General features: G+C 70.2%; 29 protein-coding genes. 19 read left to right on the plus strand and 10 right to left on the minus strand.

Features of this window, described 5'->3' with window-relative positions:
• The first annotated feature begins 47 nt into the window (after nt 1-47).
• Nucleotides 48-671 (plus strand): DUF305 domain-containing protein, encoded by a 624-nt coding sequence (locus FHS29_RS04225; RefSeq protein WP_184688344.1) that lies wholly within the window; start codon nt 48-50, stop codon nt 669-671.
• Here FHS29_RS04225 and FHS29_RS04230 read toward each other — a convergent pair.
• Complete coding sequence (locus FHS29_RS04230) at nt 661-984, minus strand: antibiotic biosynthesis monooxygenase family protein (RefSeq protein ID WP_184688346.1); 324 nt, start codon at nt 982-984, stop codon at nt 661-663. The genes FHS29_RS04225 and FHS29_RS04230 overlap by 11 nt on opposite strands.
• A gap of 79 nt (nt 985-1,063) precedes the next feature.
• Here FHS29_RS04230 and FHS29_RS04235 point away from each other — a divergent pair, with 79 nt between their 5' ends.
• The 5 genes from FHS29_RS04235 (at nt 1,064) to FHS29_RS04255 (ending at nt 5,916) form a co-directional block, all read left to right on the plus strand.
• Nucleotides 1,064-1,654, plus strand: coding sequence for a TetR/AcrR family transcriptional regulator (locus FHS29_RS04235; protein WP_184688348.1), 591 nt, complete (start codon nt 1,064-1,066; stop codon nt 1,652-1,654).
• Between the two features lie 272 nt (nt 1,655-1,926).
• Nucleotides 1,927-2,880, plus strand: a complete 954-nt coding sequence (vanH, locus tag FHS29_RS04240) for a D-lactate dehydrogenase VanH (RefSeq protein ID WP_312864752.1) — start codon at nt 1,927-1,929, stop codon at nt 2,878-2,880.
• Entirely contained in the window at nt 2,873-3,913 is a 1,041-nt protein-coding gene (gene vanA / locus FHS29_RS04245) for a D-alanine--(R)-lactate ligase (protein WP_184688352.1), read from the plus strand. Before vanH ends, vanA begins: the two co-directional genes overlap by 8 nt.
• Complete coding sequence (gene vanX, locus FHS29_RS04250; RefSeq protein WP_184688354.1) at nt 3,910-4,518, plus strand: D-Ala-D-Ala dipeptidase VanX; 609 nt, start codon at nt 3,910-3,912, stop codon at nt 4,516-4,518. Before vanA ends, vanX begins: the two co-directional genes overlap by 4 nt.
• 288 nt (nt 4,519-4,806) lie before the next feature.
• Entirely contained in the window at nt 4,807-5,916 is a 1,110-nt protein-coding gene (locus tag FHS29_RS04255) for a UDP-N-acetylglucosamine--N-acetylmuramyl-(pentapeptide) pyrophosphoryl-undecaprenol N-acetylglucosamine transferase (RefSeq protein ID WP_184688355.1), read from the plus strand.
• Between the two features lie 84 nt (nt 5,917-6,000).
• Here FHS29_RS04255 and FHS29_RS04260 read toward each other — a convergent pair whose 3' ends face one another.
• The gene (locus FHS29_RS04260) at nt 6,001-7,119 is read right to left on the minus strand and encodes a sensor histidine kinase (protein WP_184688646.1); all 1,119 of its coding nucleotides are present in this window, start codon (nt 7,117-7,119) and stop codon (nt 6,001-6,003) included.
• Nucleotides 7,112-7,807, minus strand: coding sequence for a response regulator transcription factor (locus tag FHS29_RS04265; protein ID WP_184688357.1), 696 nt, complete (start codon nt 7,805-7,807; stop codon nt 7,112-7,114). The genes FHS29_RS04260 and FHS29_RS04265 overlap by 8 nt, the downstream gene beginning before the upstream one ends.
• Before the next feature lie 87 nt (nt 7,808-7,894).
• Here FHS29_RS04265 and FHS29_RS04270 point away from each other — a divergent pair, with 87 nt between their 5' ends.
• The gene (locus FHS29_RS04270; RefSeq protein ID WP_184688359.1) at nt 7,895-8,527 is read left to right on the plus strand and encodes a M15 family metallopeptidase; all 633 of its coding nucleotides are present in this window, start codon (nt 7,895-7,897) and stop codon (nt 8,525-8,527) included.
• A 57-nt stretch (nt 8,528-8,584) separates the two neighbouring features.
• Here FHS29_RS04270 and FHS29_RS04275 read toward each other — a convergent pair whose 3' ends face one another.
• The 5 genes from FHS29_RS04275 to FHS29_RS04295 all read right to left on the minus strand — a co-directional run bounded on the left by FHS29_RS04275 (nt 8,585) and on the right by FHS29_RS04295 (nt 13,671).
• Entirely contained in the window at nt 8,585-9,736 is a 1,152-nt protein-coding gene (locus FHS29_RS04275; RefSeq protein WP_184688361.1) for a low temperature requirement protein A, read from the minus strand.
• A gap of 77 nt (nt 9,737-9,813) precedes the next feature.
• Nucleotides 9,814-10,863 carry an ABC transporter ATP-binding protein gene (locus FHS29_RS04280; protein WP_184688363.1) on the minus strand — a complete coding sequence of 350 codons (1,050 nt, stop codon included), beginning with the start codon at nt 10,861-10,863 and terminating at the stop codon, nt 9,814-9,816.
• 1 nt (nt 10,864) lies between these two features.
• Nucleotides 10,865-11,638 carry an ABC transporter permease gene (locus tag FHS29_RS04285; RefSeq protein ID WP_184688364.1) on the minus strand — a complete coding sequence of 258 codons (774 nt, stop codon included), beginning with the start codon at nt 11,636-11,638 and terminating at the stop codon, nt 10,865-10,867.
• Nucleotides 11,629-12,537, minus strand: coding sequence for an ABC transporter permease (locus tag FHS29_RS04290; protein WP_184688366.1), 909 nt, complete (start codon nt 12,535-12,537; stop codon nt 11,629-11,631). The genes FHS29_RS04285 and FHS29_RS04290 overlap by 10 nt, the downstream gene beginning before the upstream one ends.
• A gap of 3 nt (nt 12,538-12,540) precedes the next feature.
• Nucleotides 12,541-13,671: an ABC transporter substrate-binding protein gene (locus FHS29_RS04295; protein ID WP_184688368.1), complete on the minus strand. Its 1,131-nt coding sequence runs from the start codon at nt 13,669-13,671 to the stop codon at nt 12,541-12,543.
• Between the two features lie 510 nt (nt 13,672-14,181).
• On the opposite strand from FHS29_RS04295, the gene FHS29_RS04300 reads away from it, so the two are divergent.
• Nucleotides 14,182-14,805 carry a hypothetical protein gene (locus tag FHS29_RS04300; protein ID WP_184688370.1) on the plus strand — a complete coding sequence of 208 codons (624 nt, stop codon included), beginning with the start codon at nt 14,182-14,184 and terminating at the stop codon, nt 14,803-14,805.
• On the opposite strand, the gene FHS29_RS04305 is transcribed toward FHS29_RS04300, so the two are convergent.
• Nucleotides 14,778-15,248 carry a TIGR03618 family F420-dependent PPOX class oxidoreductase gene (locus FHS29_RS04305; RefSeq protein ID WP_184688371.1) on the minus strand — a complete coding sequence of 157 codons (471 nt, stop codon included), beginning with the start codon at nt 15,246-15,248 and terminating at the stop codon, nt 14,778-14,780. The genes FHS29_RS04300 and FHS29_RS04305 overlap by 28 nt on opposite strands.
• 271 nt (nt 15,249-15,519) lie before the next feature.
• Between FHS29_RS04305 and FHS29_RS04310 the strand changes: the two genes are divergently transcribed.
• The 3 genes from FHS29_RS04310 (at nt 15,520) to FHS29_RS04320 (ending at nt 18,595) form a co-directional block, all read left to right on the plus strand.
• Nucleotides 15,520-16,317 carry an IclR family transcriptional regulator gene (locus FHS29_RS04310; RefSeq protein WP_184688373.1) on the plus strand — a complete coding sequence of 266 codons (798 nt, stop codon included), beginning with the start codon at nt 15,520-15,522 and terminating at the stop codon, nt 16,315-16,317.
• Between the two features lie 4 nt (nt 16,318-16,321).
• On the plus strand, nt 16,322-17,686 hold the full coding sequence (locus tag FHS29_RS04315; protein ID WP_184688375.1) for a DEAD/DEAH box helicase family protein: 1,365 nt from the start codon (nt 16,322-16,324) through the stop codon (nt 17,684-17,686).
• Nucleotides 17,687-17,767: 81 nt separating this feature from the next.
• Nucleotides 17,768-18,595, plus strand: a complete 828-nt coding sequence (locus FHS29_RS04320; protein ID WP_184688376.1) for an alpha/beta fold hydrolase — start codon at nt 17,768-17,770, stop codon at nt 18,593-18,595.
• On the opposite strand, the gene FHS29_RS04325 is transcribed toward FHS29_RS04320, so the two are convergent.
• Nucleotides 18,531-20,024 (minus strand): pyridoxal phosphate-dependent decarboxylase family protein, encoded by a 1,494-nt coding sequence (locus FHS29_RS04325; protein WP_184688378.1) that lies wholly within the window; start codon nt 20,022-20,024, stop codon nt 18,531-18,533. The two genes, FHS29_RS04320 and FHS29_RS04325, sit on opposite strands and share 65 nt — an antisense overlap.
• Before the next feature lie 217 nt (nt 20,025-20,241).
• On the opposite strand from FHS29_RS04325, the gene FHS29_RS38430 reads away from it, so the two are divergent.
• From FHS29_RS38430 to FHS29_RS04360, 8 genes are all read left to right on the plus strand, one after another.
• A complete protein-coding gene (locus FHS29_RS38430) occupies nt 20,242-20,319 on the plus strand; it encodes a putative leader peptide (protein ID WP_360106957.1) in 78 nt (25 codons plus the stop codon).
• A gap of 149 nt (nt 20,320-20,468) precedes the next feature.
• A complete protein-coding gene (locus tag FHS29_RS04330; RefSeq protein ID WP_246439799.1) occupies nt 20,469-21,452 on the plus strand; it encodes an ABC transporter substrate-binding protein in 984 nt (327 codons plus the stop codon).
• Nucleotides 21,449-22,294, plus strand: coding sequence for an ABC transporter permease (locus FHS29_RS04335; RefSeq protein ID WP_184688382.1), 846 nt, complete (start codon nt 21,449-21,451; stop codon nt 22,292-22,294). The genes FHS29_RS04330 and FHS29_RS04335 overlap by 4 nt, the downstream gene beginning before the upstream one ends.
• On the plus strand, nt 22,291-23,034 hold the full coding sequence (locus tag FHS29_RS04340; RefSeq protein ID WP_184688383.1) for an ABC transporter ATP-binding protein: 744 nt from the start codon (nt 22,291-22,293) through the stop codon (nt 23,032-23,034). The genes FHS29_RS04335 and FHS29_RS04340 overlap by 4 nt, the downstream gene beginning before the upstream one ends.
• Complete coding sequence (locus FHS29_RS04345) at nt 23,015-24,040, plus strand: ABC transporter substrate-binding protein (protein WP_184688385.1); 1,026 nt, start codon at nt 23,015-23,017, stop codon at nt 24,038-24,040. Before FHS29_RS04340 ends, FHS29_RS04345 begins: the two co-directional genes overlap by 20 nt.
• Entirely contained in the window at nt 24,037-24,987 is a 951-nt protein-coding gene (locus FHS29_RS04350; RefSeq protein WP_184688387.1) for an LLM class flavin-dependent oxidoreductase, read from the plus strand. The genes FHS29_RS04345 and FHS29_RS04350 overlap by 4 nt, the downstream gene beginning before the upstream one ends.
• A 1-nt stretch (nt 24,988) precedes the next feature.
• The gene (locus FHS29_RS04355; protein WP_184688388.1) at nt 24,989-26,152 is read left to right on the plus strand and encodes an LLM class flavin-dependent oxidoreductase; all 1,164 of its coding nucleotides are present in this window, start codon (nt 24,989-24,991) and stop codon (nt 26,150-26,152) included.
• Between the two features lie 33 nt (nt 26,153-26,185).
• Entirely contained in the window at nt 26,186-26,944 is a 759-nt protein-coding gene (locus FHS29_RS04360) for an IclR family transcriptional regulator (protein ID WP_184688390.1), read from the plus strand.
• Nucleotides 26,945-26,990: the final 46 nt, after the last annotated feature.

Genomic DNA, 26,990 nt, shown 5'->3' on the forward strand with positions numbered 1-26,990 from the left:
GGTGGGACGGCCGGGTACGTTGGCCCCGAACCTAGGGGGTCGGTCGGATGCGGATCTTGTTCGTCGCGGCGGTGGTCGCCTTCCTGGCCGCGTGCACCTCGCAGTCGGAGGGCGCGCCGCCGGTCATCGTGCCCAAGGGGCCTGGTGAGCAGGCCGAGACCATGGACCCGGGCGACGTCGGCACGGACCGGTGGGTGGCACCCGGCGAAGCCGACCTGAAGTACGTGGCGAGCATGATCGTGCACCACCGGCAGGCGTTGGAGATGTCCTCACTCGCACCCGATCGGGCGTCGAACGAAACGGTGAAGGGCCTCGCGTCGCGGATCTACGACACGCAGGGACCGGAGATCGACGCCATGGAGCAGTGGCAGCGCCAGTTCGCGGAAAAGGCCCCGGCGCACGGCCACGACGGCACGCTGCCGCACGTGGACCACGACTCCATGCCGGGCATGGCCACCCCCGAGCAGCTGGCGGCGCTGAAAGCCGCTCGCGGGGCCGATTTCGACCGGCTGTTCCTGCAACTGATGATCGCCCACCACGAGGGCGCCGTGAAGATGGCCGTCGACCTGCTGTCGACGGGCACGGACGTGCGGGTGGAGGAAATGGCGAACGACGTGGTGGCGTCGCAATCCGACGAGATCGCGCGGATGAAGGCGATCGTCATCCCGTAGGCGCGCCGAGGACCAAGTCCTCCGACGGCTGGAAGGTCTCCACGGCGTTGCCGGTGACGTGCCGGGCGACGCCCGCGTTGCGCTTGTGCGCCTCCCGGAACGAGTCGGAGGCGACCCACGCCTTGAAGTCGGCCTCGGTGTCGAACTCGTTGACCGAGACGTACGGCTGCTCGGGCCGGGTGGGGCGGAGCAGGGTGCTGCGACGCAGACCGGGCACACCCGGCAGGTAGGTGCGCATGTTGTCGCGGAAGTGCGCTTCGAACTCCTCGGCGCGTTCCGCGGGCACGAACAGGCGGTTGGTCGCGACGAACATGCGGCACCTCCGGGTTCCCGACGCTACGTAGGTAACTATTCCAACGGCGCGTCGGGAACACAAGGACTAGGATTCGACGGTGCCGAAGATCAGCGCCGACACCGTCGCGCAGCACCGCGCGAACCGGCTGCGCGACCTGCTCGACGCGGGGCGCGCGATCGTGGCCGAGGAAGGTCCGGAAGCGCTGACGCTGGCCGCCCTTGCCCGCCGCGTCGGCCTGTCCCGCCCCTCGCTGTACGAGTACTTCCGGTCGCGGGAGGAGCTGGTCGCCGCCATCGTCACCGACGAACTGCCCGAACAGGCGCGGCGACTGGCCGAGGCGGTGCACGCGGTGTCCGGGATCCCGGCCAAGGTCGAGGCCTACCTGCGGACCGTGCTGGAGATCATCGTGGACGGCAGCCACGGTGCGGTGGTCGCGCTGTCCGCGCACGCGCTGCCCGAGTCCAGCCGGCAGCAGATCCGCGACGAGCACGAGAAGCTGCTCGCCCCGCTGGCAGGTGTGCTGGTCGAAGCCCGGGTGCCGCAGCCCGGCCTGCGGGCGCTGCTGATCCACGGCTCGGTGGAGGCTGCGGCACGCACCGTGCGGCCCGGCGATGCCGAGCAGAGCGAGGCCGTGCTGCGAGCGCTGCTGGACCAGACCCTGCACGGGATGAGCAACCGGCCAGGCTGATCCCGCCACGCCAACGTGCTGCTCGTTCGTCCCGCCGGACATTGATCGTCGACTACGAGAACCGTGAACGGGTCGCGGAGTCGGCGCGCACGCACGTTCTCGCGTGTTACTGGTCGGTAGCATATCGTCGGCATATCGAAAACCGCATACGTGCCGGCAACACCGCGCTGCGTTGACTGGAAGGCATGACCGACCGCCAACCACCACGGACAGCGGCCCCTCACACCCGATCGCCGGCATCGCCGTCCACCTCGGCCGCCCCGAGAACGGGCATCACGATCTACGGGTGCGGGCGGGACGAGGCCGTCCTGTTCCGAGAGATGGCCCCTCGCTTCGGTGTGGTGCCCACCATCACCGCGGCGGCGGTGTCAAAGGCCAATATCGGGCTGTCATCCGGAAACCGGTGCATCAGTGTGGATCACAAGACTCGGATCACCGACTCCACACTTCTCGCGCTCAGCCGAGCCGGGGTGGAGTACATCTCCACGAGGAGCATCGGCTACAACCACATCGACGTGCAGTACGCGGCGAGCATCGGCATCTCCGTGGAGAACGTCGCCTACTCCCCCGACAGCGTGGCCGACTACACGCTGATGCTGATGCTGATGGCGGTGCGACATGCGAAGTCCATCATCCGCCGTGCCGACGTCCACGATTACAGGTTGAACGACGTACGTGGCAAGGAATTGCGCGACCTGACCGTCGGAGTGATCGGAACGGGACGCATCGGCACCGTGGTAGTGGACCGGCTGCGGGGTTTCGGTTGCCGAATCCTGGCCTATGACAGCCTACCCCGGGCCGCAGCCGACTACGTTCCCCTCGAACCATTGTTGCGACAGAGCGACATCGTCACCCTCCATACACCGCTCAACGCAGGTACACACCACCTCTTGAACCGTCGGCGTATCGCTCAGATGAAGGACGGCGCGTTCGTCATCAATACCGGACGTGGCCCGCTCCTCGATACCGAGGCCCTTCTCGCGGCGCTGGAAGGCGGCAGGTTGGGCGGCGCGGCGCTGGACGTCCTCGAAGGAGAGGACGGCGTGTTCTACACCGACTGCCGAAACAAACCCATCGAAAGCAAAACGCTGCTGCGGCTGCAGGAGCTGCCGAACGTGATCATCAGTCCGCACACGGCCTACTACACGGACCACGCGCTGAGCGACACCGTTGAGAACTCCATCGTGAACTGCCTGAAATACGAAAGCGGGAACCAGCGTGACTAGGCTGAAGATCGCCGTCCTGTTCGGCGGTCGCTCCGAGGAGCACCCCGTCTCCGTCAAATCCGCGCAGGAGGTCGCCAAGCACCTCGACACCGAGAAGTACGAACCGTTCTACGTCGGGATCACGAAGAGCGGCGCCTGGCAGCTCTGCGACGGCCCCGACGCAGGCTGGGAGAACGGTCGCTGCCGCCCGGCCGTGCTGTCCCCGGACAGCGGCGTACGCGGCCTGCTCGTGCTGGAGCAGGGGCGATACGAAACGATCAGCCTGGACATGGTGTTGCCCGTCCTGCACGGCAGACTCGGCGAGGACGGTGCGGTACAAGGTCTGTTGGAGCTGTCCGGCATCCCCTACGCGGGCTGCGACGTCCAGAGTTCCGCCCTGTGCATGGACAAGACCCTCGCCTACCTCGTCGCCCGGAGTGCGGGGATCGCTACGCCGGAATTCCGGACGGTCACCGCGGACGAGGCCGTCGACACCGGCCGGCTCACCTACCCGGTCTTCGTGAAGCCGGCGCGTTCCGGGTCGTCCTTCGGCGTGAGCAAGGTGACCCGGGAAGAGGAACTGCCGCGTGCGGTGGAAACCGCGAGGCAGTACGACTCGAAGGTGGTGATCGAGCAGGCTGTCATCGGCAGCGAGGTCGGCTGCGCCATCCTGGGCAACGATCCGGACCTGATCGCGGGCGAGGTCGATCAGATTTCACTGTCCCACGGCTTCTTCAAAATCCACCAGGAGAGCGCGCCGGAGAGCGGTTCTGAAAATTCGACGGTGATCGTACCCGCGGACATCCCGGAACAGACCCGCGCGCTCGTCCAGGAGACCGCGAAGGCCATCTACCGCGCCCTGGGGTGCCGGGGGCTCGCGCGGGTGGACATGTTCCTCACGGAAGACGGGAGCGTAGTGCTCAACGAGGTGAACACGCTGCCCGGCATGACCTCGTACAGCCGCTATCCGCGAATGATGACGGCCGCCGGGTTGCCGCCGGCCGAAGTGATCGACCGGTTGGTTTCGTGGACGTTGACCGGGAAAAGCCGATGAATGACGACTTCGCCTTCGTGGACGAGCTCGTGCCGGGGATACGCTGGGACGCCAAGTACGCCACCTGGGACAACTTCACCGGCAAACCGGTGGACGGCTACCTGGCGAATCGGATCGTCGGCACCAGGGCGCTGTGCGCGGCCCTGGCGGAAGCGCGCGAAAAAGCCGAATCCCACGGCCTCGGCCTACTGCTCTGGGACGGCTACCGCCCGCAACGCGCGGTGGACTGCTTCCTGCGCTGGTCGACCCAGCCGGAGGACGGCCGGACCAAGCTCCGGCACTACCCGAACATCGACCGGGCCGAGATGTTCGAGAAAGGGTACGTGGCCGCCAAGTCGGGCCACAGTCGCGGCAGCACCGTCGACCTGACGCTCTACCACCTGTCCACCGACGAACTCGCCGCCATGGGCGGTGACCACGACCTGATGGACCCGGTCTCGCATCACGGGGCGACCGGGATCAGTCAAGTCGAAGCGCGGAACCGGCAATGCCTCCGCGCCATCATGGAGGACTGCGGTTTCAGCTCGTACGCCTGCGAGTGGTGGCACTACACCTTGAACGACGAACCCCACCCGGACACCTATTTCGATTTTCCCATCGAGTAGTCGAGCCGGGCCGAAGAGAGTTGTCGAAACGTTGAGAGTTCTGATGGTGGACGCAGCCATCGCCGCAAGGCGCGCCGACCTCGGCGTCGGGGATCGCGGCGACGCGGTGGACCGGCGGTGGTCCGTGGCAGGGCGCGCCCCGACGGGGTTCGGCCGGCGGACCGGCCCCGAGCCGGTCGGCGCTCGGCCGGCAGGCGTCGTGGGGCCGCAGCCGGCGATCGTGACACCGCCGGTGCCGCCCACGGCGCCCGCCCTGTCCCGATCGCGACGACCACCACGGGGGCAGGCGTGACGGCACCGCGCGTCGTCGTCGCCGGCGGCCATTCGGCCGGGCACATCGAGCCGACGATGAACTTCGCCGACGCGCTGCGCCGGCTGGAGCCCACGGCCGAGATCACCGCCCTCGGCACCGTCCGCGGCCTGGACACCACGCTCATCCCGGCCCGCGGCTACCCGCTCGAACTGATCCCGCCGGTGCCGCTGCCGCGCAAGCTCGACCGGGTCCTGCTGCAGACGCCGGGCCGGCTGCGCGACTCGGTGCTGGCGGCCGGGATGGTGCTCGACCGCGTGCGGGCCGAGGTCGTGGTCGGCTTCGGCGGCTACGTGGCCCTGCCGGCCTACCTCGCCGCCCGCAAGCGGGATCTGCCGATCGTCGTCCACGAGGCGAACGCCCGGCCCGGAGTGGCGAACCGGCTGGCGGCCCGGATGACGACCCACGTGTTCACCGCCGCGCCGGGCGTCCGGCTGGCTCACGCCACCGCCATCGGCATCCCGTTGCGGCCGGCGATCACCGGGCTCGACCGGCCGGCGCTGCGCGACGCCGCCCGGCAGCGGTTCGGCCTGCGACCCGACGGCCCGGTGCTGATGGTCACCGGTGGTTCGCAGGGCGCTCGGACGATCAACGCCGCAGTGTCCGCTGCGGCGTCGGCGTTGCGGGCGAACGGCGTGCAGGTGCTGCACATCACCGGGCCGCAGAACGTGGTGGAAGTGCCGGACGGCGACCCCTCCGACCCGCCCTACCTCGTCGTCCCCTACGTGGAGGAGATGCAGTACGCCTACGCCGCGGCCGACTTCGTGATCTGCCGCTCCGGGGCGATGACGTGCGCCGAACTGGCCGCCGTCGGCTTGCCTGCCGCGTACGTCCCGCTGCCGCTGCGCGGCGGTGAACAGCGGCTGAACGCCGAGCCGGTCGTCGCGGCCGGCGGGGCACTGCTGGTCGACGACGCCGATCTCGACCAGGCCTGGATCGAGGCCACCCTGATCCCGCTGCTCACCGATCCCGAGCGGATCGCGGCGATGTCGGCCCGCGCGTCGGCGGCCGGCGCCCCTGACGCGGACGTCGTCCTGGCCCGGCACGTGCTCACCGCGGTCGCCGAGCGACGCAGGTCCGCCTCATGAAGACCCGGGGGACCACGCCGGCGACCGCCCCGAGGAGTGCATGACTCCTGCCGGTGCGCACACCGGCCGACGACCGGATCCCGATCATCGGCCGGTGTGCGGTGGCGCGGCGGGTAGTTGAACCGTGACGCGGAGCCCCCCATCGGCCCGAGGGGTGAGCGTCAGGGTTCCGTCGTGTGCCTGGGTGATGCTCTTGACGATTGCCAGGCCGAGGCCGACACCTGCGTGGTCGGTGCGGATGCGTTCGGTGCCGCGTTGGAACGGCTCGTCGAGGGTGGAAACCAACTGTGGGGAGAGCTTCTTGCCGGTGTTCTCGACAGTGAGCACCACAGTTCTGGCGTGAACACCGGTCGTGACCCACACGGTGCCCTGTTCGGGCAGGTTGTGGACGATCGCGTTGTGCACGAGGTTCGTGGCCATCTGCAACAAGAGCGCGTGTGAGCCGAGGGTGTGGCTGATGTCGCCGGAGGTCTCGATGGTGACGCCGCGTTTTTCCGCGAGCGGGAGGAGCGTTTCAGTGGCGTCCTCCACCGCGAGGGACAGGTCGACGTTCTCCCGGCTGAAGGACCGCTGGTTGGCACGGCTGAGCACGAGCAGCGCTTCGGTGAGGTCGATCGCCCGGGTGTTGATGAAGTGGAGGCGCTCGACGAGGTCGTCGGTGTCGCGGTTCGGATCGTGGCGGGCGACGTCGAGCAGCGTCTGGGTGATCGCCAGCGGGGTGCGCAGTTCGTGGGCCGCGTTGGCGGCGAACCTCTGCTGTTCGGCGTCGTGCGCTTCGAGCCGCGCGAGCATGGTGTCGAAGGCGTCGGCGAGTTCGCGGAACTCGTCTTCGCGGCCCTCCAACTGGATCCGGTGCGAGAGCGACCCGTTCGCGGCCAGCCGGGTGGCATTCGTGATGCGGGTCAGGGGCGCGAGCATGCTGCCGGCGAGGATCCACCCTCCCACGAGACCGAACACCAGCAGGAACGCCAGCACTGCTTCTGCCTTCGGGGTGAAGGCGCGCTCCAGCTCCGAGCGGTCGGGCACGTACATCCCCGGGTTCGAACGCGAGCCCTCCGGTGGCGGGAGGGGGATGACCTCGGGCACGTAACGCAGCAGGAACAACCACACGACCGCGAGCAGCAAGGCGCCGGCGAGCATGAGGAACCCCGCATAGCTGAGGGTCAGTTTGAGGCGAACGCTCAAACCAGGGTTCCTATCCACGGTCCCGTCCCTCGCGCACGATTCCGGGGGCTGTGTCGATGCGGTAGCCGACACCGGCGACGGTGGCGATGATCCAGGGTTCGCCGAGTCGTTTGCGCAATGCCGAGACAGTGATGCGCACGGCGTTGGTGAACGGGTCGGCGTTCTCGTCCCACGCCCGTTCCAGCAGTTCTTCGGCGCTGATCACACCGCCTTCGGCGGCGACGAGGACCTCCAGCACGGCGAACTGCTTCCTGGTCAGCGCGACGTACCGGCCGTCCCGGTAGACCTCGCGGCGGAACGGGTCCAGCCGCAGGCCCGCGATCTCCCGCACGGGCGGCCTGCTGTGCGCACGCCTGCGGTTGAGCGCTCTGAGCCGGAGCACGAGTTCCCGGAGTTCGAACGGCTTGGTGAGGTAGTCGTCGGCGCCGAGCTCGAACCCGGAGGCCTTGTCGTCGAGCCGGTCCGCGGCGGTGAGCATCAGGATCGGCATACCGCTGCCGGAAGCGACGATGCTTTCCGCGATCTCGTCACCGGACGGACCGGGAATATCGCGATCGACGACGGCGATGTCGTAGGAGTTGACGCTCAACATCTCCAGAGCGGTGTCACCGTCGCCGGCGATGTCGGCCGCGATCGCCTCCAGGCGCAGCCCATCGCGGATAGCCTCTGCCATATAGGGCTCGTCCTCGACGATCAGCACACGCATGCTCTCGATGCTACGTGCCGGCGCATATCGTCGGCATATCGGAAACCACATACGTGCCGGCAACACCGCGCCGCCTTGACTGGAGGTATGCCTCACCGCGAGCCGGCACGAACAGCAGCCCATTGCACGCGATCGTCCGTCATCGCCGCCCTGGTAATCGTCAGCGCGGCATTTGTCGGCTTCTTCATCCGCCAGTCGCCGGCGTCCTCGTCCTCCTCGTCGGCAGCACCCGTCGACACTCCCCACGGCAACCACGAGGGTGCGCTCGACGCGGATCACGGTGCCCTCCCCGAGGGCGTGACCGTGTTCGACGACGAGCATCCCGGCGTAGCCAACCTCGACCCCGATCTGCTCCGCGCCCTGCGCGCAGCGGCGACGGAGGCCGCCGACGACGGCATCGAGTTCTACGTCAACAGCGGCTGGCGCTCCCCGGAGTACCAGGATCGGCTTCTCCACAAGGCCATCTCCGAGCACGGCTCGGCAGAGGAAGCCGCGCGCTGGGTCGCCACCGCGAACACGTCCGCTCACGTGGCGGGGAACGCCGTCGACATCGGGCGCTCCGACGCCAAGGCGTGGCTGTCGCAACACGGCGCCAAGTACGGACTGTGCCAGATCTACCGGAACGAACCCTGGCACTACGAACTGCGTCCCGAAGCCGTCGATCACGGTTGCCCGGCCATGTACGCCGACCCCACTCACGACCCGAGGATGCGGCAGTGACGAACGGCCCGACCTCCGCGACTTCCGACCGTCCACTTCGCGGACCGTGAGAACCCCTTACGGAGCGATCGGCCGGCGCGCGGTCACGACCACCGACGCCACCAGCGCCGCGAGCACCAGCGCGGCCACGTGGATCGGTGCGGGTGAGAACGACGCCAGCAACGTCAGCAGCGCCGCCACCGGGAACGCCCAGGTGGTCAGTCCTCGCCGGCGCGGGTACACCTGGAGGTACCAGACCACGACCAGGAACACCGCGACCGGCACGGTGGTCGCCATCCCCGCCGCGAGCCTCGACAGGTGCGCCGTGTGCAGGTCGTAGTCGACCGCCACCTCCAGCCCCGCGCCGACGGCCGCGACCGACGCGAACACCAGGAAGTGCCCGTAGCCCCACGTCAGCGCGAACCGCAGCGTGGTCAGCAGCTCCTGTGCCGGGTGGTCGAAGTAGAGCCACCACATCGTGAACACGATCACCAGACCGGCGACGGCCAACGAGATCAACGCCGCCGCCGAGTGCCCCGCGTCCAGCGCCGAGGACACCGCCCCGGTCGCGGCCAGGATCGACTCGCCCAGCACGATGAGCGTGAACAGCCCGTACCGCTCCGCGACGTGGTGCGGGTGCCAGGTCGTCCGCCCGGCCCGCTCGGCCCACACCGGCACGGCCAGCTCCGCCGCCACCATCACCAGGAACCCGACCCAGAACGCACTGTCCGGCAACCACAGCCGTGCCACCCAGCCGGCCTGCACGACCGTGATGCCGAGGGCGTACCGATGCGCGCACGCCCGCCGCTCGGGGTCGGTACCCGCCGCTCGCAGCCACTGCGCGACCATGGCCAGCCGCATGATCACGTACCCGATGGTGATCACCGTGAAGTCGGACCTGTCGAACGCCCTCGGCACGCCCGCCGCCACCACCAGCACGCCCGCGATCTGCACCAGCGTGGTCAGCCGGTAGGGCACGTCGTCGGTGTCGTAGGCCGAGGCGAACCAGGTGAAGTTCAGCCACGCCCACCAGATCGCGAAGAACACCGACAGGTAGCCCGCGACACCGGCGCCCAGGTGGTCCTCCGCCAACGCGTGGTGCAGGTTCGCCGCAGCCGACGCCACCGCGACCACGAAGCTCAGGTCGAACAGCAGCTCCAACGGCGTCGCGACCCGGTGCTCCTCGTCCGACCGCCGTGCCGTCATCGGCCGGTACCACGCCCTCGTCATGCGGCGATCATGCCCAGCCGGACCGGAACGCGCACCCGCAGGTCACCCGTACGCGAGCCGACCCGCGCCGGAGGCGCTCACGCCTCCACGACCATCAGCCTCGTGGGTGCCAGGTCGAGCGCCACGGTCGTCCCCGGCGGGAAGTCCCCGGCCCGGCTGGACGGCTGGTCCACCCGCACCACCTGCTCCCCGCCGTCCAGCCGGACCGAGAGCCGGGTGACCGACCCCAGGAAGCTCTGCGTCAGCACGCTGCCGACCAGCGCGCCGTTGTCCTGGCCGCTGTGCTGGGCGATGCCGATGTCCTCGGGCCGCACGATGACCTTCACGTCGGTGCCCGCCGCCAGCCCCTCGGCCGCGTCGGTGGCCAGCCGGAACGTGCCCAGCCGCACGCCACCGGCCTCGGCCGTGCCGAACACCGCGTTGGTCACCCCGACGAACTGCGCCACGAACGCCGACGCGGGCTGCCGGTACACCACCGCCGGCGTGTCCAGCTGCTCCAGCCTCCCCTGGGACATGACACCGACGCGGTCGGAGACCGCCAGCGCCTCCTCCTGGTCGTGCGTGACGAACAACGTCGTCATGCCCAACCCGGTCTGGATGCGCCGGATCTCGTCCCGCAGCGACACCCGCACCTTGGCGTCCAACGCCGACAGCGGTTCGTCCAACAGCAACACCCGCGGCTGGATCGCCAGCGCCCGGGCCAGCGCGACGCGCTGCTGCTGCCCGCCGGACAGCTGGTGCGGGTACCGCTTCGCCAGGTGCTCCAACCCGACCAGCTCCAGCAGCTCGCCGGTCCGCTTCGCCCGGTCCGGGGCCTTGCGCAGCCGTAGCCCGAACGCGATGTTCTGCGCGGCGGTCATGTTGGGGAACAGGCTGTAGGCCTGGAACACCATGCCCATGTCACGGCGGTTCGCCGGCACACCGGTGATGTCGCGCCCGTCGACCCGGACCGTCCCGGAATCGGCGGTCTCGAAGCCGGCGACGATGCGCAGCGCCGTGGTCTTGCCGCAGCCGCTGGGGCCGAGCAGGCTCACCAGCTCGCCCCGCGCCAGCTCCAGGTCCAGGCCGGCCAGCGCGGGCTGCCCGCCGAACGACTTGCGCAGCCCGTGCAACTCCAGGTAGCCCATCTCAGCCTTCCTCGGCGACGGTGTCCCGCCGCCGCCTGCCGACGAACGAGAGCAGGAACAGCAGCACGAACGCGAACAGCAGGCTCAGCAGCGACACCGCGATGGACACGCCGGCGTTCCGCTTGCCGAGCAGGTTCACCCGCACCTGCAGGGTGTCGAAGTTGAGCAGCGAGGCGATGGTGAACTCCCCCAGCACCAGCGCGACCGACAGCAGCGACGCGCCGATCAGCGCGGTGCGGATGTTGGGTACCACGATCCGCAGCAGAACGGTGCCCCAGGACGCGCCGAGGCTGCGGGCCGCCTCCGCCAACGTCTTCAGGTCGATCGCGGACAGCCCCGCGTCGATCGCCCGGTACGCGAACGGCAGCACCAGCACGGCATAGGCGAAGGTGAGCGTGAGCGGCGAGTCGCCGAGGAAGTAGCTCACCCACGCGTACAGCGGGGCCATGCCGACGACCAGCACGATCGCCGGGATGGTGATAGGCAGCAAGCACAGGAACTCCACCAACCGGCGCAGTTTCGGCAGCCGCAGCCGGATCCACGCCATGGTCGGCACCAGCAGCACCAGCACGACCAGCGAACTGGTCGCGGCGAGCTGCACCGACGCCAGGATCGCTTCGACCAGGTCGCGGTCGGACACGATTCCCGACCACGACTCCAGGCTCCGCGTGCCGTTCGCTCCGCGCGTGGAGAACTCCGCCATCGCGAACAGCGGCAGCAGGAAGAACACGCCCAGCAGGGTCAGCACCAGCGAGCGGACGACTCTCACTGCCATCGCGCGAACCTCCGCTGCAGCAAGGCGTAGAGGCCCATCGCGACACCCACCACCACGACCATGCCGAGCCCCAGCGCCTTGCCGAGGTTCTCCTGCCCCAGCAGCACTTCACCGGTCAACGCGCCCCGGATCTGCAACGGCACGATCGGGCTGCCCTGCGACACCAGCGCGGCGGCCGTCGCGTACGCCGAGAACGCGTTCGCGAACAGCAGCAGCAACGCACCGAGGAACGAGGGCAGCAGGATCGGGCCACCGACGTGCCGCCAGTACGTCCACGAGGTGCCGCCGAGGCTGTCCGCCGCCTCCCTCCACTGTGGACGAAGTCCGTCCAGCGCGGGCAGGAACACGATGACCATCAGCGGGATCTGGAAGAACGTGTAGACCAGCGTCAAGCCGGGCAGCTCGAACAGCCAGGCCCCGCCGGCGAACAGGTCGATCCCGAACCGGTCCCGGAGGAACCGGGTGACGAAGCCCTGGAAGCCCACGGTGGCGAGGAAGGCGAACGCCAGCGGCACACCGCCGAACTGCGCCAGCACCCCGGACCCGGCCACGACCACGCGTCGCAGCAGCCCTTCCGACTTGCCGGAGGTGACCGCCCAGGAAAGCAGCGCACCGAGCACCGCGCCCAGCAACGCCGTCAGCGCGGACAGCTCGACGCTGCGCAGGAAGGCCTGCAGGTACGCCCCTCTGCCCAACGCGACCAGGTTCTCCAGGGTGAACGCGCCGTTCGGGTCCTGGAACGCCCCGGCGAGCACCAACACCGTCGGGTAGACCAGGAACGTGCCGACGTACAGCAGGAACGGCACGACGACGAGCCAGGCCGGCCACGACTTCGCGGCCGGCCCCCGGCCCGGTGCTTCCACCTCGCCCCGGACCGGGGTGGTGGCGGGTGCGACCACCGGTCAGCCCACCGCCTGCGCCCAGGTGTCGGACAGCGTCTTCTTGGCCTTGTCCGACTGCTCCTGGGTCAGGAACACCTGCTTGCCGTCGGTCTTGGGCAGCTTCGCGGCGGCCGCGTCGTCCACCTCGCCCGACTTGGTCAGCGCGTCCAGCCGCACCGGCCGCGAAAGGCCCTTGAGGAACAGGTTCTGCCCCTCGTCGGAGTACAGGAACTCCTGCCACAGCCGGGCGGCGGCCGGGTGCGGGGCGTCCTTGCTGATCGCCTGGTTGTAGTACGCGCCGACCTGCGCGCCCTGCGGCACGACGACCTTCCAGTCCGCCTTGCCGGCGAGCTTCGAGGTCTGCGCGGCGTTGGTGTAGTCCCAGTCGACGACGACCGGCGTCTGGCCGGACTCGATGGTCGCGGGCGACGGGTCCACCGGCAGGAAGTTGCCCGCGGCCTTGAGCTGCTTGAAGAACTCCACGCCGGGGGCGATGTCGTCGGCCGAGCCGCCGTTGCCCAGCGAGGCCATCACGACGCCGGAGAACGCCGCGCCGGCCTGCGTCGGGTCGCCGTTGAGCGCGACCTTGCCCTGGTACTCGGGCTTGAGCAGGTCCTTGACCGTCTTCGGCGCGGGCACCTTGGCGGCGTCGTAGCCGATGGACATGAAGCCGCCGTAGTCGCCGTAGTAGAGGCCGCTCGCCTCCTTCAGCTCGGCGGGGATGTCGCCCCACGTCTCGACCTGGTAGGGGGCGAAGAGGTCCTTGTTGGCCACCGCCACGTTCAGGCCGAGGTCGAACACGTCGGGCGCGCGGTCGTTGCCCTTGAGCTGCTTGGCGGCGTTGATCTCGTCCTGGCTGGACGCGTCGGGCTGCGCGGAGTCGACCGTGATGCCGTACTTGCCCTCGAACGCCTTGATGATCTCGCCGTAGTTGGCCCAGTCCGGCGGCAGCGCGATGACGTTCAGCCTGCCCTCCTTCTTGGCGGCCTCGACGAGCTTGTCCAGCCCGCCGAGGTCGGCGGCGGACTTCGCGGACGCGGCGGACGAGTTGGTCGCGGCGCCCTCCTTGGCGGGCGGCGCACCGCATGCGGCGACCAGCGCCAGCGCGGCGGCGCCGATGCCGACCGCGCGGAGGACTCGGGTGTGGGTCACGGGGGCGAACCTTCCTCGTGGGCAAGGGAATCCGGGCCGGCCGGAACGTTCCGGACGAGCGGAGGATTCGTGACGGCGCGCGTGCTTGTCAAGCTCGGCGGGCCGAGTGAGACCCGTGCGACGAACCGGGCGAACTCCTGGTGGTCGCCCGGTGTCCCGGGAGTTAACAGGCGGGCCGTGAGAGCACGTCCCCCGGCCCGGCGGCCGACCAGGATCGTCGCGTGTGGAGGGTCGGGCAGGGCGAGCCCCGCGCGCGAAGCAGGCCTGGGTGATCGACACCCCTGCCGCACGGGCGATGTCGCGGATGCTCACGGCCACGCGGCGGATCGTACCGGTCCGGGATCGACCGGACCGGCTTGATCACTGGGCCATCAGGACTACCCGCAGACCACCCGAGGCCATTGCCCACACGGATTCCGGTCGACGGGCAGCGCGGTCGCGTCGCAACCTCGGAGCACCTGACAGGTAGCCGTACTATATGTAGAGAAGCTACCTATTGGGGAGGGATTCGTGAGTCGCAAACTGCTGGTCTGGTCGCACGTCATCACGTCCACGGGCTGGATGTGCATGGCGCTGGCCCTGTTCGTCGCGGTCGGCTACGCCTTGGACGCGTCGGGGCCGGCGCGGGAGGCGGCGTTCGACGTGGCACTGCTGATCGACGTGGACGTCCTCCAGTTCACCGCGACCACCTCGGCGTTCACCGGTCTGATGCTCTCGGGCCTGACACCGTGGGGCTACTTCCGCCACTGGTGGGTGCTGCTGAAGTTCGTGATCACGTTCACCCAGCTCTACGTGGGGATCTTCGTGCTCAGCCCCAACCTGCACCCCGACGGCTCGCCCGCGATGATGCGGCTGGGCTCCCTGCTGATGGCGTCGGCCCTGGCGGGCCAGGTGTGGCTGTCGGTGGCGAAGCCGTTCAAGCGCACCCCGTGGACCGGGCCCGGCAAGCCGCCGACCGCACCCGCCTGGGCGTTCGCCGCCTGCCTGGCCGTGCCGGCCGTCGACTACGCCTTGGGCGAGTGGGTGCTCGGCCGATCCATCCCGGCCCTGGCCATGCTGGTCGTGGTGGTCCACCCGGTGGTCAGGGCCCGGTCCCGACCCCGCCCTCAGCCGAAGCTGATCCGCGTGCCGTAGAGCTTGGTCACCTTGAGCCGGATGACCACCCGCCGCTCGTCGACCTGGAGCCTGAGGAAGTCCTCGTCGGACGAGTCCGGATCGGCCCGCAGGTCCTCGGGCAGCATCTCCAGCAGCTCGCGGCCCACCGCGTCACCCGGCGTGGAGGACACCTCGGAGACTTCCGCGTCCCCTTCGGCGACGGCGAAGGTCCAGTCGTCCACCGACACGTGCAGGGCGGCCTTGCCGGAGTTCCGGACGTGCTTCACCTTGACCCGGTCGAGCGTGGTGGAGAACCGGAGCAGCCGCTCCTCCGGTTTCCAGTGGTAGAGCATCGTCGTCAGGTGCGGATGCCCGCTGCGCTTGGTGGTGGCCAGCACCCCGAACCGTCTGGAGGCCAGCACTTCGGAAGCACCGGCATCGTCCAACGCCGTCGCGCCGGGCCCCGTGCGATCTTCGGTCATGCCACGACCAACCCGCCCACACCCGCCAGCTATTCCACCCGACGTCGCCCGACACCGGACGCCCCGATGGCCCGCCACTACCGCCACCAAGCCGGGATTCACCCTTCCGAGGGTCGGAAGTTGAACCCAGAACAACCCCGTCGCGAGCCTCTGAACAGGCGTGACATCACTCCACACCGGACCGCTTCCGTCTAACGGAAGCCATGCCTTTACCGGTCCACTCCGCTCCGAGGATCCTCCTACGCGCCACAGGGGTCGGAAGGGGAGACCGATGACCAAGGGGAACGGCCGCTCGGCGACATCGCGCGCACTGGACCTGCTCGGGGCGTTCACGATCGAACACCCGACGCTCACGCTGACCGAGCTGGCCACCCGCTGCGCCATGCCGCTCGCCACGGCGCACCGCCTGGTCGCCGCGCTGGAGGCGTGGGGCGCGCTGGAGCGCAACACCGACAACAGGTACCAGATCGGCACCCGGTTGTGGGAGATCGGCCTGCTGTCACCGGTCCCGCGCCGGATGCGGGAGATCGCCCTGCCGTTCATGCAGGACCTGTACGAGAAGAGCAAGGAGAACATCCACTTCGCCGTCCGCGACGGCCACGAGACGCTCTACATCGCCAAGCTCACCGGGCACCAGGCGGTGCCGATAATCTCGCGCGAGGGCAACCGGCTGCCGATGCACTCGACCGGCGTCGGCAAGGCGCTGCTGGCGTTCTCCAGCAAGGAGTTCATCGACACCTACTGCGCGCGGCCACTCGCGCGCTACACCCGGCACACCATCGTGGAACCCGGCAGGCTGCGCCGCGAGCTGGCGGTGACCCGGGAACGCGGCTACTCGCTGACGAACGAGGAGATGACGCTCGGCTCGTGCTCCGTCGCCGTCCCGGTGTTCGACGCACGGGGCGAGATCGCGGCCAGCCTCGGCGTGGTGGTGCACAGCGTGCGCGACAACCTCACCAAGTACGTGCCGGACCTCAAGGCGGAAGCGGCGAAGATCGCCAAGATGATGATCGCGCACCACTGCGACCCGTACCCCGGCTTCGTGCACGACCTGCCGCAAGGAGTGTGACGGGATGCTGTGGTCGGAGTTGGTCGTGTCGGCGATCGGCGGTGTGGGCGTGGCCGGGATCGTCACCGTGCTGCGCGTCGCGTCGTCCCGCAGGAAGGTGCCGAACGCCTTGTCCCGCAGGGTAACCCGACGTCACTACCTGTCCGCCGTGCTGGACCTCTCGCAACGCGGGGACGTGCACCGCCTGGACGCGTTCGTGCCGCACCTGCAACCGGCCGCGAACGACCCCGTGCTGCGGGAGATCCAGGTGGCGTGGCAGCGGGTCAACGACCGGCTGGGCGTGCGGCTGGTGACGCGGGAGAGCCAGGAGTGCCTGACCGCCGCGGCGGAGTTGCTGAGCAGGGGCATCGACATCCGCGTCGCCACCGCGCTGAACACCGACGAGCTGTCGTACCACGTGTTCAGCGGCGCGGTGCACCACACGGTGCTCAACCACCGCGAGGGCAGCCGGGACAGGCCCAACCGCCTGGACGGCATGTCACCCGCGAAGGTCTTCCAGAGCCACTTCGAGCAGGTGTGGGACGAGTCCCTGCCGTTGGAGTCGGTCCTGGCGGACCAGGTGATGCGCGGCCTGCGCCGGCGCGGCGACCGGACCGAGATCGCCCAACAGCTCCGCGACCTGCGCTCGAAGTACGCGCTCGACCCGGTCGCCGAGGAAGCGGTGGTGCGCCACATCGCGTTCCGCAACACCGCCCCCGTGGTGTTCGTGACGGGACTGCCCGGCGCGGGGAAGTCGGTGGTGCGCAGGAGGTTGGCCGACAAGCTGACGGCGCTGCGGTTCCAGGTGGACGAGCTGAGCGACTACGTCTACGCGTTCCACGACTTCGTCCACAACCTGCTGATGCTCAACGAGGACCGTGGACGCGGCTTCACGGCCGACGTGGGCGGCGCGTTCCGGGTGTCGAACGAGGAGAACCTGCGCCCCGCGCTGGACGCCTTGGCGCAGCGGGTGTGGAAGAACCGCGCCACCTCCGCGATCACGCTGGTCGAGTTCGCGCGCTCGGACGTGATCAAGGCGCTGAACGTGTTCGGCGAAGCCGTGCTCTCGTCGTGCCACCTGATCCACGTCCGGGCGTCCACCGAAGTGCGTTCGGCTCGCCTCGGTGCCCGCGCCCAACCGCCACGGATCCAGATCACCGAGCCGGACATCACCATCACGGTGTCCGACGACCACAGGCTGCCCAGCGTCGTGGCGAACTCCCTCTACGTGGTGGACGACTACGGCAAGCTCCGGGTCCACGACAGCGTCGCCGGCCGCGTCCACGCCATCGACAACGAACTGGACGACCCGAACGGCGCGGAGGTGGACGCGGAACTCGACGGCTTCATCGAGAACATCGTCCGCCCCTACCGGACGCTGGTGGCCTAGCGAGTCCGGCACGGCCCCGACCTCCACCCGTCACCGGAAATGGCTCGGGGCCGACCGCACACCCGCCGTACCCTTCGGACGATGCAGCGCTCGTCCGTCAAAATCGCGCACCACACCATCGCGTACACCGACTTCGGTGGCGTGGGCACGCCGGTCCTGGCCCTCCACGGCAGCTTCGGCCGAGGATCGGTCTTCACCACCCTGGCCGCTCACCTGGACGGCCACGCCCGGATCATCGCCCCCGACCAACGAGGTCACGGGCTGAGCGACCACACCCCCACCTACACCCGCGACGACTTCGTGAACGACGCCGCGTCCCTGCTGTCCCGGTTGGGCGCGGGACCGGTGGTCGTGCTGGGCCACTCGTCGGGCGGCATCACCGCCTACCAACTGGCCGCCCGCCACCCCGACCTCGTCTCCGCGCTGATCATCGAAGACGTGGGCCCCCTCATGCGAACCCCCGAAATCCCCCACCCGGTCCTCGACGTCCGCGACTGGCCCACCACCGCGCCCACCCGCGAAGCCCTGGCCGACGCCATGACCGCCCACGTCCCGGACAGCACCTACTTCATGCACAGCGCCGTGCAGGAGGACGACCACTGGCACCTGCTGTTCGACTGGAACGACATGATGGCCGTCCAGGAAGCCTGTGTAGGCGACTGGTGGCCCGACTGGCTCGCCTCCACCTGCCCGGCACTGGTCCTCCACGGCGCCCACAGTCCCCTCCTGCCACCGGGCCTCGCCGAAGCCATGACCGTCCGCCGCGCCGACACCCGCCTCGTCCGCTTCCCGGACGCCGGCCACTGGATCCACGACGACGCCCCGGAAGCCATGGCCCGAGCCATCAAGGCTTTCCTGGTCGACTGGCGGCAGAGCGGCGGTGCACGCCGAGGTTCGCGTGGTCGGTGACCGCGGTCAGCGGGTCGGCGGTCAGGCTGCGCGCGACGGCGCCGATGGCGAGGTCGACGGCGTGGGCATCGGTCCGCCAGTTGACCGCGGAGATCCGCATGGCGCGCATACCGTTCCACGTCGTGCCGCCGAACCACGCCACACCGTCACGTTGGACGCGGTCGATGACCCGGTCGGTGTGGGCGTCGTGGTCTCCGTCTGCGGCCAGGAACCGCACCAGACCCTGGTTGATCACCGGCCGGGCGAGCACTTCGACGCCGGGCAGTTCACCGATCCCGGCCACCAGCCGTCGCGCGTGATCGACACAACGGTCGACCATCTCCGCGATCCCCCGACGCCCCAGGGCCCGGACGGCTGCGTAGACCGGCACCGCCCGAGCACGGCGGGACCACTCGGGATTCCAGTCCAACTGGTCACGGGCCGGCGTCACTCCCGTTCCCGAGGCGGTATCGGCGGCGTGCACCAGGTAGCTCGCACGCGTCGACAGCGCATCACGGTGTGCGGACGGGTGCCGGACGAAGACGAACCCGGAGTCGAACGGCACGTTGAGCCACTTGTGCCCATCGGCGGTCCACGAATCCGCGCGGTCGACGCCGTCCAACAGGTGCCGGTGCCGTGCGCCGACGTTCGCCCACAACCCGAAGGCGCCGTCGACGTGCACCCACGCACCGCGTGCCGCCGCCAGTGCGCAAGCCTCACCGAACGGGTCGAACAGCCCGGTGTTGATCTCGCCGGCCTGGAGGCACACCACCGTCGGCGCGTCGGTCGCCGCGAGCTCCCGCTCCAGAGCGGCCAGGTCGATACGACCGTCGGCACCGGACCCCACCGACCGCAGCTGGTCGGTGCCCAGGCCGAGCAGCCGCACGGCACGCTCGACGGACGCGTGCTGCCGCCCCGAGGTCAACACCCGCACGACCGGGGCGCCGGCCAGACCCCGCCGCTCCACGTCCCACCCCCGGTCGGCGAGCAGCTTGTGGCGTGCGGCGGCCAACGCGGTCAGGTGCGCCGCCTGCGCGCCCGTGGTGAACCCGAACGAGGCCTCCCCCGGCAACCCCAACAGTTCTTTCAACCACTCGCCGGTCACCTCTTCGATCACCGCCACGGCCGGACCGCACGCGTACATGGCGGCGTTCTGGTCCCACGTCGCGGTGAGCCAGTCCGCCGCCAGCGCGGCCGGCACACCGCCACCGATCACCCAGCCGAAGAACCGCCCGCCGGCACTGCCCAACAGACCGTCAGCGGTGTCCCGCACCAATTCGTCGATGACCCGGACGTCGTCCACGCCGTCCTCGGGCAGCGACCGCCCCAACGTTTCCCGCAGCCGCCCCAAATCCGCCCCGGGAGAAACCGGCCGGGTGGCCAAGCCGGCCAGGAATTCAGCGGCATGCGCTGCGGTGCGGTCGAGCAACTCGCGCGGATCTTTGTCCATGCAGGCAGTCTCGACTGCCCGAGCCCGACCCGCCGGCCGCATTCGGACACGCCGGTGGCGGAGCCGCGCGGCGGGCGCGTGCACCGCTCCGCTACCACGATGTGGAAGATCCCAGTGTAATCGGACAAAGAATCCCCTGGTCAGAGCTATTTCCACAATACGGGAACGCGGCCGTCGCGGTTGACGGGCTCCCGACGGCGTCCCTAGCGTTCCGGTCATGAGGCTGCCCCGGCTGACCACTCGTCAGCACGTCGACCTGCTCCGGGTCGCCAGCGCGCTGTGTCCGTCGCGCTGAGCGACGCCGCTTTCATCTTCGGCCGGTAGACCGCGCCCGACCACGGGTCCGCGGGGATTCGGCGACCTCTTCTTCGCTCCCCTGATTCCTTGCAGCAAGGGTTGGCAGGCACGCTCATGGGTTTTTTCGCGCACTCCACAATATCCCGGATGGCCGCCGTCGGCGCCGCAGCAGTGCTCATGGCGGCACTGGCCGCGTGCGGCGGCTCGGCGGACGCCGGGTCCGGGCCGGTGGTGGTCAGGCTGGTCGACCCCGGGAACTACGGGCCGCTCGCGTACGCCAAGAAGCACAACAGCTTCGACGGCCCGCTGGCCAAGCTGAACGCGAAGGTGGAGTGGGGCGGGACGTACGCCTCGTTCACCGCGACCACCGACGCGATCCACTCCGGCGCGGTGAACTTCGCCGAGGGCGCCTTCTCCCCCGCGCTCGGCTACCTCGCGACCTCGGACGACATCAAGATCGTCGCGGTGAAGGACGTGGTGACCGATCCGCGCGCCGGTGCGGGCGATGGCCTGATCGTGCCGCCGGACAGTCCTATCAGGACCGTGGCAGACCTGCGAGGCAAGCGGGTCGCGGTGAACAAGGCCGGGCGCGGCGAGTACCTGCTGCTGCTCGCGCTGAAGCAGGCGGGCATCCCGGCAGATCAGGTGCAGCGCGTGTACCTGCAACAGGACCAGGCCGCTTCGGCGTTCACCACCGGGCAGGTGGACGCGTGGGTGGCCATCGTGCGGGCCTTCCCGCAGGCCGTGGCCAAGGGCGCCAGGGTGGTGTCCCGCGGCCGGGACCTGCCGTCGGACGACCTGAACATGTTCGTGGCCCGAACCGACCTGCTCGCCAGGAACCCCGACGTGGTCCGCACCCTGATCCAGGTCCTGTCCGAACTGGACGAGCAGGAGAAGGCGGAGCCGGAGAAGTTCCAGAACGTCTTCGCCACCCAGGGACCGGCGGCGGCGACCGGCTTGCAGCTGGAGAACAACATCGCCACCGGCCGCTACGACAACGTGCTGCGCCTGCCGCAGCCCGGGGACGAGGCCAGGCTCGACGGCGTGTCGGCGGTGTTCGTCGAGAACAAGGTGCTGCCGGCCAGCGCCGACCCGAAGAAGGCGTTCTACGACTGGGGTGACCGCAAATGACCATGGCACCGGTCCGCGCCGCCCCGGCGGTGACCGCGTTGGAAACACCGGAGTTCCTGGGCACCAGGTCGCGCAACCGGTTGCTGTCGCTGGTGCTCCGGGGCAGCGTGCCCGCCCTGATCCTGGTGGCGTGGTGGTACTCGACCACGCACGGCCTGGTGTCCACCGAGGTCCTGGCCTCACCAGGGCAGGTGGTCCGGGCGTTCTGGGAACTGGTGAACACCGGGCAGTTGTGGGACTACGGGCTGGCGTCGTTCCGGCGCGCCGGGCTGGGTGTCGGCATCGGGGTGAGCACCGCCCTGGTCCTCGGCCTGGTCAGCGGACTGACCCGGCTGGGCGAGGAACTGGTCGACGCGACCGTGCAGATCATCCGGGTGGTGCCGTTCCTCGCGCTGGTGCCGCTGTTCATCTCGTGGTTCGGCGTGGACGAGGCGTTCAAGGTGGCGCTGATCGCCGTGTCCTCCGCCTCGCCGATGTACGCCTACACCTACCTGGGCGTGCGCTCGGTGGACCGCAAGGTGATCGAGGCGGTGCGCGGGTTCGGACTGCGCGGCTTCCGGCTGGCGCTGGGTGTGATCGTGCCGAGCGCGTTGCCGAACATCCTGATGGCGCTGCGGATCTGCCTCGGCATCAGCCTGGTCGGGCTGATCGCGGCCGAGCAGGTCGGCGCCACCGAGGGGATCGGCTACCTGGTCACCCTCGCGCAGCAGTACTACCGCAACGACTACATGGTGCTGTGCATCGTGATCTACGCGTTGATCGGGATCGGGGTGGACCTGGTGATCAGACTGGTCGAGCGGACCGCCATGCCGTGGCGGCGGCACGGGACGGCGAGCGGATGAGCGGCGCCGACGCGGTGGTGCGGTTGCGCGGCATCCGCAAGAGCTTCGGGCCGAAACAGGTGTTGGACGGGATCGACCTGGACATCGCGCCGGGCGAGTTCGTCGCGCTGCTCGGGCCGAGTGGTACCGGCAAGACGACCTTGCTGCGGCTGCTGTCCGGGCTGCAACGCGCCGACGCGGGAACCGTGCTGGTACCCCGGGTGCGCACGGTCGTCTACCAGGAGCCGCGCCTGGTGCAGGCCCGCCGGGTACTCGCCAACGTCACGATCGGCCAGCGCGGCAAGGCGGCACGCGCCCCGGGGCTCGCCGCGTTGGCCGAGGTCGGTCTCGCGGACAAGGCACGGAGTTGGCCCGCCACGCTGTCCGGTGGCGAAGCGCAACGGGTCGCGCTCGCCCGTGCGCTGGTCCGGCAGCCGGAGCTGCTGCTGCTGGACGAGCCGTTCGCCGCGCTGGACGCGTTGACCCGCCTGCAGATGCAGGTACTCGTCGCCGAGCTGTGCGCCCGGCACCGCCCGGCGGTGCTGCTGGTGACCCACGACGTGGACGAGGCGCTGCTGCTGGCCGACCGCGCGATCGTGCTGCGGGACGGGGGTTTCGCCCTCGACCGGCGGATCGACGTCGACCGGCCGCGAGACCGCGACGACCACGCGGTGATCGCCCACCGCAAGGGCTACCTCGCCGCACTCGGGGTCACCCCCGACCGTTCTCCCAGGAGCACTGATGAGCACGCGAACGCTTGAGCAGAACCGGATCTGGTACACCCGCTGCCCGGTGCCCACGGCCAGCGGCCTCGCCTACAACCTCGGTTGGCTGGCCGAGGAGTTCGCGGCCGAGGGCCTGGACGTCGGCGTGCTGCAGGACGCCGCGCCGGAGATCGCCGCCCGGCACTTCGACCACCGGCTGGTCGGGCTGTTCCGGGAGGGCGGCAACGTGCCCGCGCTGGTCGCGAAGTCCGAGGGCGCGCCGACCAGGCTGATCGGGCTGACCTGGATCGACGAGTCGCAGGTGATCGTGGTCCGCCCGGACTCGGGCATCACCTCGCCGGAGCACCTGGCGGGCCGGCGCGTCGCGTTGCCCGCACTGGCGGCGGATCGCGCCCGCAGCTTCCCGCGTGCGATGGCGCTGCACGGGTTCGCCGGTGCGCTCGGCACCGTCGGTCTGTCCACTTCGGACGTCGTCTTCACAGAGGTCCCCACCGGGCAGGGTGACGTGGGGCCCGGTGATCGGGGCGGTGGCTCGCTGTTCGGGGTCGAAGCACTGGCCAGGGGTGACGTGGACGCCGTCTACATCAAGGGCGCCCAGGCCGCCGAACAGGCCGCAGCGCACGGTCTGGTGATCGGGATCGACCTGGACTCGTTCGCCGACCGGAGGTTCCGGGTGAACAACGGCACGCCCCGGCCGATCACCGTGCACGAGCGGATCCTGGCCGAGCGGCCGGACCTGGTGGTCCGGTTCCTGGCGCAGACGCTGCGCGCGGCGGACTGGGCGGCGGGCAACCTCGACCGGGTGCGCGAGATCCTGGCCAGGGAGACCAGGTCAGGCGCCGAGGGCGTGGTGGCCGCCTACCGGGACGGGTTCCACAAGTCGCTGCACCCCGACCTGTCGGCCGAGCGGCTCGACCTGCTCACCCGCCAGAAGGACTTCCTGTTGGTGCACGGGTTCCTCGCGCAGGACGTGGACATCCGCGCGTGGGCCGCGCACGAGCCGCTGGCCGAGGCCGTGGCGCTGCTGGAGGAGGGCCGGTGAGCGCGCCCCGGCGAGCGCCCCGGCAGGTCCCCCGGCGGGAACCACGGATCATCTGGACCATCCCCACCCGCGGTGACGGCCGGGGGAACCGTTCCCGTGGCTGGGATCCCGCACCGTCGCTACCCGCGTCCGTCCGGGACGGCCGGGCCGGTGGACCCGCGTTCACCCCGTTCGACTACCTGCACCAGATTTCCCGCGCGGCCGAACTGGGCGGGCTGGCCGGCGTGTACGTGCCGTACGACCCGCACGGCGAGGAGTCGCTGGTGGTCTCCGGGTCACTCGGCCGGGACAGCCGGTTCCTCGAAGTGGTGGCCGGGTTCCCGGCCGGGATCGCGACTCCGGTGTACGCCGCGAAGCTGTCGGCGACGCTGCAACGGGCCTTCGGCGGGCGGCTGGGCTGGCGGCTGGAGGTGGACCTGGACGAACGCGTGCAGCGGACCCAGGGCGACTTCGTCACCGGCGCGGACCGGTACGCGCGGGCGGCGGAGTTCCTGACCGTGGCGAAAGCGGTGTGGCACGGGCAGGACGTGGACTTCACCGGCCGGTTCTACGAGGTCGTCAAGGGCGGGTTCACCGGGCCGCTGGCCGGGCTGCCGTTCCCCACCGTGTACCTGTCCGGCACCTCCGACGAGGCACTGGCGCTGTCCGCCGAACACGCCGACGTGCACGTCTTCGACCTCGCTCCGGACGACGAGCTGGACCGGCACGTCGCCCGGCTCGGCGAACGGGTCCGGCCGGCGTTGCAGGCCACCGTGCACACCCGTGAGGACGAGGCGGAACTGACCGGCACGTCGGGCCTGCGGGGCACGTACGCGCAGGTGGCGGACCAGATCCTGGCGTACCGGGAGCGGGGTTTCGACACCTTCTTCCTCGCCGCCGAACCCCGGCTGGAAGAAGCGCTGCGGATCGCGCAGCACGTGCGTCCGCTGCTCGCAGGGAGGGCATGACATGACGATCGACATCTGGTGGCGGATCGGGATGGCGGGCGACCCGGTGTCGCTGCGCACCGCGCACCGGCAGTCCCGCGGCGACTGGGCGCCGCCGGGACCGGACAGCATCACGCCGGGGATCCGGGACGGCGAACCGGACGGCTACGGCCTGCTCGACTACCTCGTGCAGACCGCACGGGCCGCGGAGGGCCTCGGTTTCCACGGCGGGCTGCTGCCGTCGTTCCCCGGCACCGACGACCCGTGGGCGGTCGCGTCCGCGCTGGCCAGGGAAACCAAGACGTACAAGTTCATGGTCGCGTTCCAGCCCGGCTTCCTCAACCCCGTGCAGGCCGCACGGATGACCGCCGGCCTGCACCGCGCCTCGGCGGGACGGGTGACGTACAACATCATCACCGGCGGCGGCGGGGCCCCACAGCTCTGGTGGGGCGACAAGGTCGCGCACGACGACCGGTACGCCCGCACGTCGGAGTTCCTGGACGTGCTGCGCGGGGTGTGGGACGGCGGGCCGTTCGACTTCGACGGCCGGTTCTACCGGGTGGAGGGCGGCGGGCTGCCCGGACCGCTCGCCGGGCTGCCGTTCCCGGAGGTGTACTTCTCCGGCTCGTCCCCGGCGGCCATCGAGGCGGCCGGTCGGCACGCCGACTACTACCTGTCCTGGCTGGAGCCGTTCGAGGCGCTCCGGGCGAAGTTCGACGCGGTCCGCGCACGCAGCGCGGCGCCGAAGTTCGCGGTCCGGGTCGACGTGCTGGCCAGGGAGACCGAGCGGGAGGCGTGGGCGGACATCGAACGCGGCTGGCAGCACGTGCGGCCGGAGGCGGTCCGGGCGCAGCTCTCCCGGGACGGCGGTGACTCGTTCGGCGTGCGCCGGGCGGTCGGCTTCCAGCCGGGGTCGTTCACCGGCTTCCGCGACTTCGAGGTGCAGCCCAACGTGTTCGCCGGGCTGGCGCTGATGCGGCCGGGTCCGGCGTTCGGCCTGGTCGGCAGCTACGAACAGGTGGCGCAGCGGCTGGACGAGCTGATCGACCTCGGCGTGGACTCGTTCATCCTGGCGGGCGGGCCGCACCTGGAGGAGGCGTACCGGGTCGCCGAGGGGGTGCTGCCGCTGCTGCGGGGCAGGCTCGGGGAGCGCGGGCAGGCCGGGCCGGTGACGCTGAGTGCGTAGCCCGACCGGCGGCCGAGGACCGGGAGAGCGTTGATGGCGACGAGCGCGGCCCCGCCGGGTGCGCAGGCGGTGCAGCGCGCACTCGGCGTGCTGCAGTGCTTTCGCCACCACGGGCCGGAGCTGGGCGTCACGGACATCGCCAAGGCCATGGGCCTGCCGATCAGCACCGCGCACCGGCTGGTGCTCACCCTGGTCGCCGCCGGGTTCCTGGAGCGCGACCCGGCCACCGCGCGTTACCGGCTCGGCACGAGCGTCGCGGAACTGGGCCAGCTGCACTACTTCCAGAACGGTCTGCACCGCCTAGAGCCGGTCCTCGCCCGGCTCGCCCGCACCACCAAGGCCTCCGCCAGCATCTCGGTCCGCAGCGGGCACGACGCGCTCGTGCTGATCGGCGGCATGGTCGGCGCGGAGTCCTCGGACGGCATCCGCGCGCCGCTGCACTCCACCGCCATGGGCAAGGTGCTGCTGGCATGGGCGCCACCGGGTGAGGACGACCTGGACGCGCTGCCCGACCTGGTCCGGCCGACCGACCGGACCATCGGCGACCGCGCCGAACTGCGCGCGGAACTGGTCCGCGTGCGGGCAGCGGGCTACGCGGTCAACGACGGGGAGAGCGAGACCGGCGTCCGGTCGGTCTCGGTGCCGGTCCTGGACGCGGACGGCTTCAGCTATGCCGCGCTGACGCTGCGGGCGACTCCCGAACTGATCACCGACGACCGCGTCCGCTGGTTCGTCGAACAGGCGCTGGCCCGGGTGGACCGGGTCGCCGCGCTGCTGCTGCCCTCGCAGTAGTCCCGAATTTCCGACATCACCCGGCGCGGGGGCGCCGGGGTTTCGC

It is taken from the genome of Saccharothrix tamanrassetensis (genome assembly GCF_014203665.1).
GTDB classification, from domain to species: Bacteria; Actinomycetota; Actinomycetes; order Mycobacteriales; family Pseudonocardiaceae; genus Actinosynnema; species Actinosynnema tamanrassetense.

Bases quoted from the DNA above. Each gene is read 5' to 3' on its own strand.
- FHS29_RS04345 (WP_184688385.1), top strand. From the start codon at position 23,015: ATGAGCACGCGAACGCTTGAGCAGAACCGGATCTGGTACACCCGCTGC.
- FHS29_RS04225 (WP_184688344.1), top strand. From the start codon at position 48: ATGCGGATCTTGTTCGTCGCGGCGGTGGTCGCCTTCCTGGCCGCGTGC.
- FHS29_RS04325 (WP_184688378.1), bottom strand. From the start codon at position 20,024: ATGGACAAAGATCCGCGCGAGTTGCTCGACCGCACCGCAGCGCATGCC.
- FHS29_RS04335 (WP_184688382.1), top strand. From the start codon at position 21,449: ATGACCATGGCACCGGTCCGCGCCGCCCCGGCGGTGACCGCGTTGGAA.
- FHS29_RS04360 (WP_184688390.1), top strand. From the start codon at position 26,186: ATGGCGACGAGCGCGGCCCCGCCGGGTGCGCAGGCGGTGCAGCGCGCA.
- FHS29_RS04280 (WP_184688363.1), bottom strand. From the start codon at position 10,863: ATGGGCTACCTGGAGTTGCACGGGCTGCGCAAGTCGTTCGGCGGGCAG.
- FHS29_RS04330 (WP_246439799.1), top strand. From the start codon at position 20,469: ATGGCCGCCGTCGGCGCCGCAGCAGTGCTCATGGCGGCACTGGCCGCG.
- FHS29_RS04320 (WP_184688376.1), top strand. From the start codon at position 17,768: ATGCAGCGCTCGTCCGTCAAAATCGCGCACCACACCATCGCGTACACC.
- FHS29_RS04270 (WP_184688359.1), top strand. From the start codon at position 7,895: ATGCCTCACCGCGAGCCGGCACGAACAGCAGCCCATTGCACGCGATCG.
- FHS29_RS04340 (WP_184688383.1), top strand. From the start codon at position 22,291: ATGAGCGGCGCCGACGCGGTGGTGCGGTTGCGCGGCATCCGCAAGAGC.
- FHS29_RS38430 (WP_360106957.1), top strand. From the start codon at position 20,242: ATGAGGCTGCCCCGGCTGACCACTCGTCAGCACGTCGACCTGCTCCGG.
- FHS29_RS04355 (WP_184688388.1), top strand. From the start codon at position 24,989: ATGACGATCGACATCTGGTGGCGGATCGGGATGGCGGGCGACCCGGTG.
- FHS29_RS04315 (WP_184688375.1), top strand. From the start codon at position 16,322: ATGCTGTGGTCGGAGTTGGTCGTGTCGGCGATCGGCGGTGTGGGCGTG.
- FHS29_RS04305 (WP_184688371.1), bottom strand. From the start codon at position 15,248: ATGACCGAAGATCGCACGGGGCCCGGCGCGACGGCGTTGGACGATGCC.
- FHS29_RS04275 (WP_184688361.1), bottom strand. From the start codon at position 9,736: ATGACGAGGGCGTGGTACCGGCCGATGACGGCACGGCGGTCGGACGAG.
- FHS29_RS04310 (WP_184688373.1), top strand. From the start codon at position 15,520: ATGACCAAGGGGAACGGCCGCTCGGCGACATCGCGCGCACTGGACCTG.
- FHS29_RS04230 (WP_184688346.1), bottom strand. From the start codon at position 984: ATGTTCGTCGCGACCAACCGCCTGTTCGTGCCCGCGGAACGCGCCGAG.
- FHS29_RS04265 (WP_184688357.1), bottom strand. From the start codon at position 7,807: ATGCGTGTGCTGATCGTCGAGGACGAGCCCTATATGGCAGAGGCTATC.
- FHS29_RS04285 (WP_184688364.1), bottom strand. From the start codon at position 11,638: ATGGCAGTGAGAGTCGTCCGCTCGCTGGTGCTGACCCTGCTGGGCGTG.
- vanX (WP_184688354.1), top strand. From the start codon at position 3,910: ATGAATGACGACTTCGCCTTCGTGGACGAGCTCGTGCCGGGGATACGC.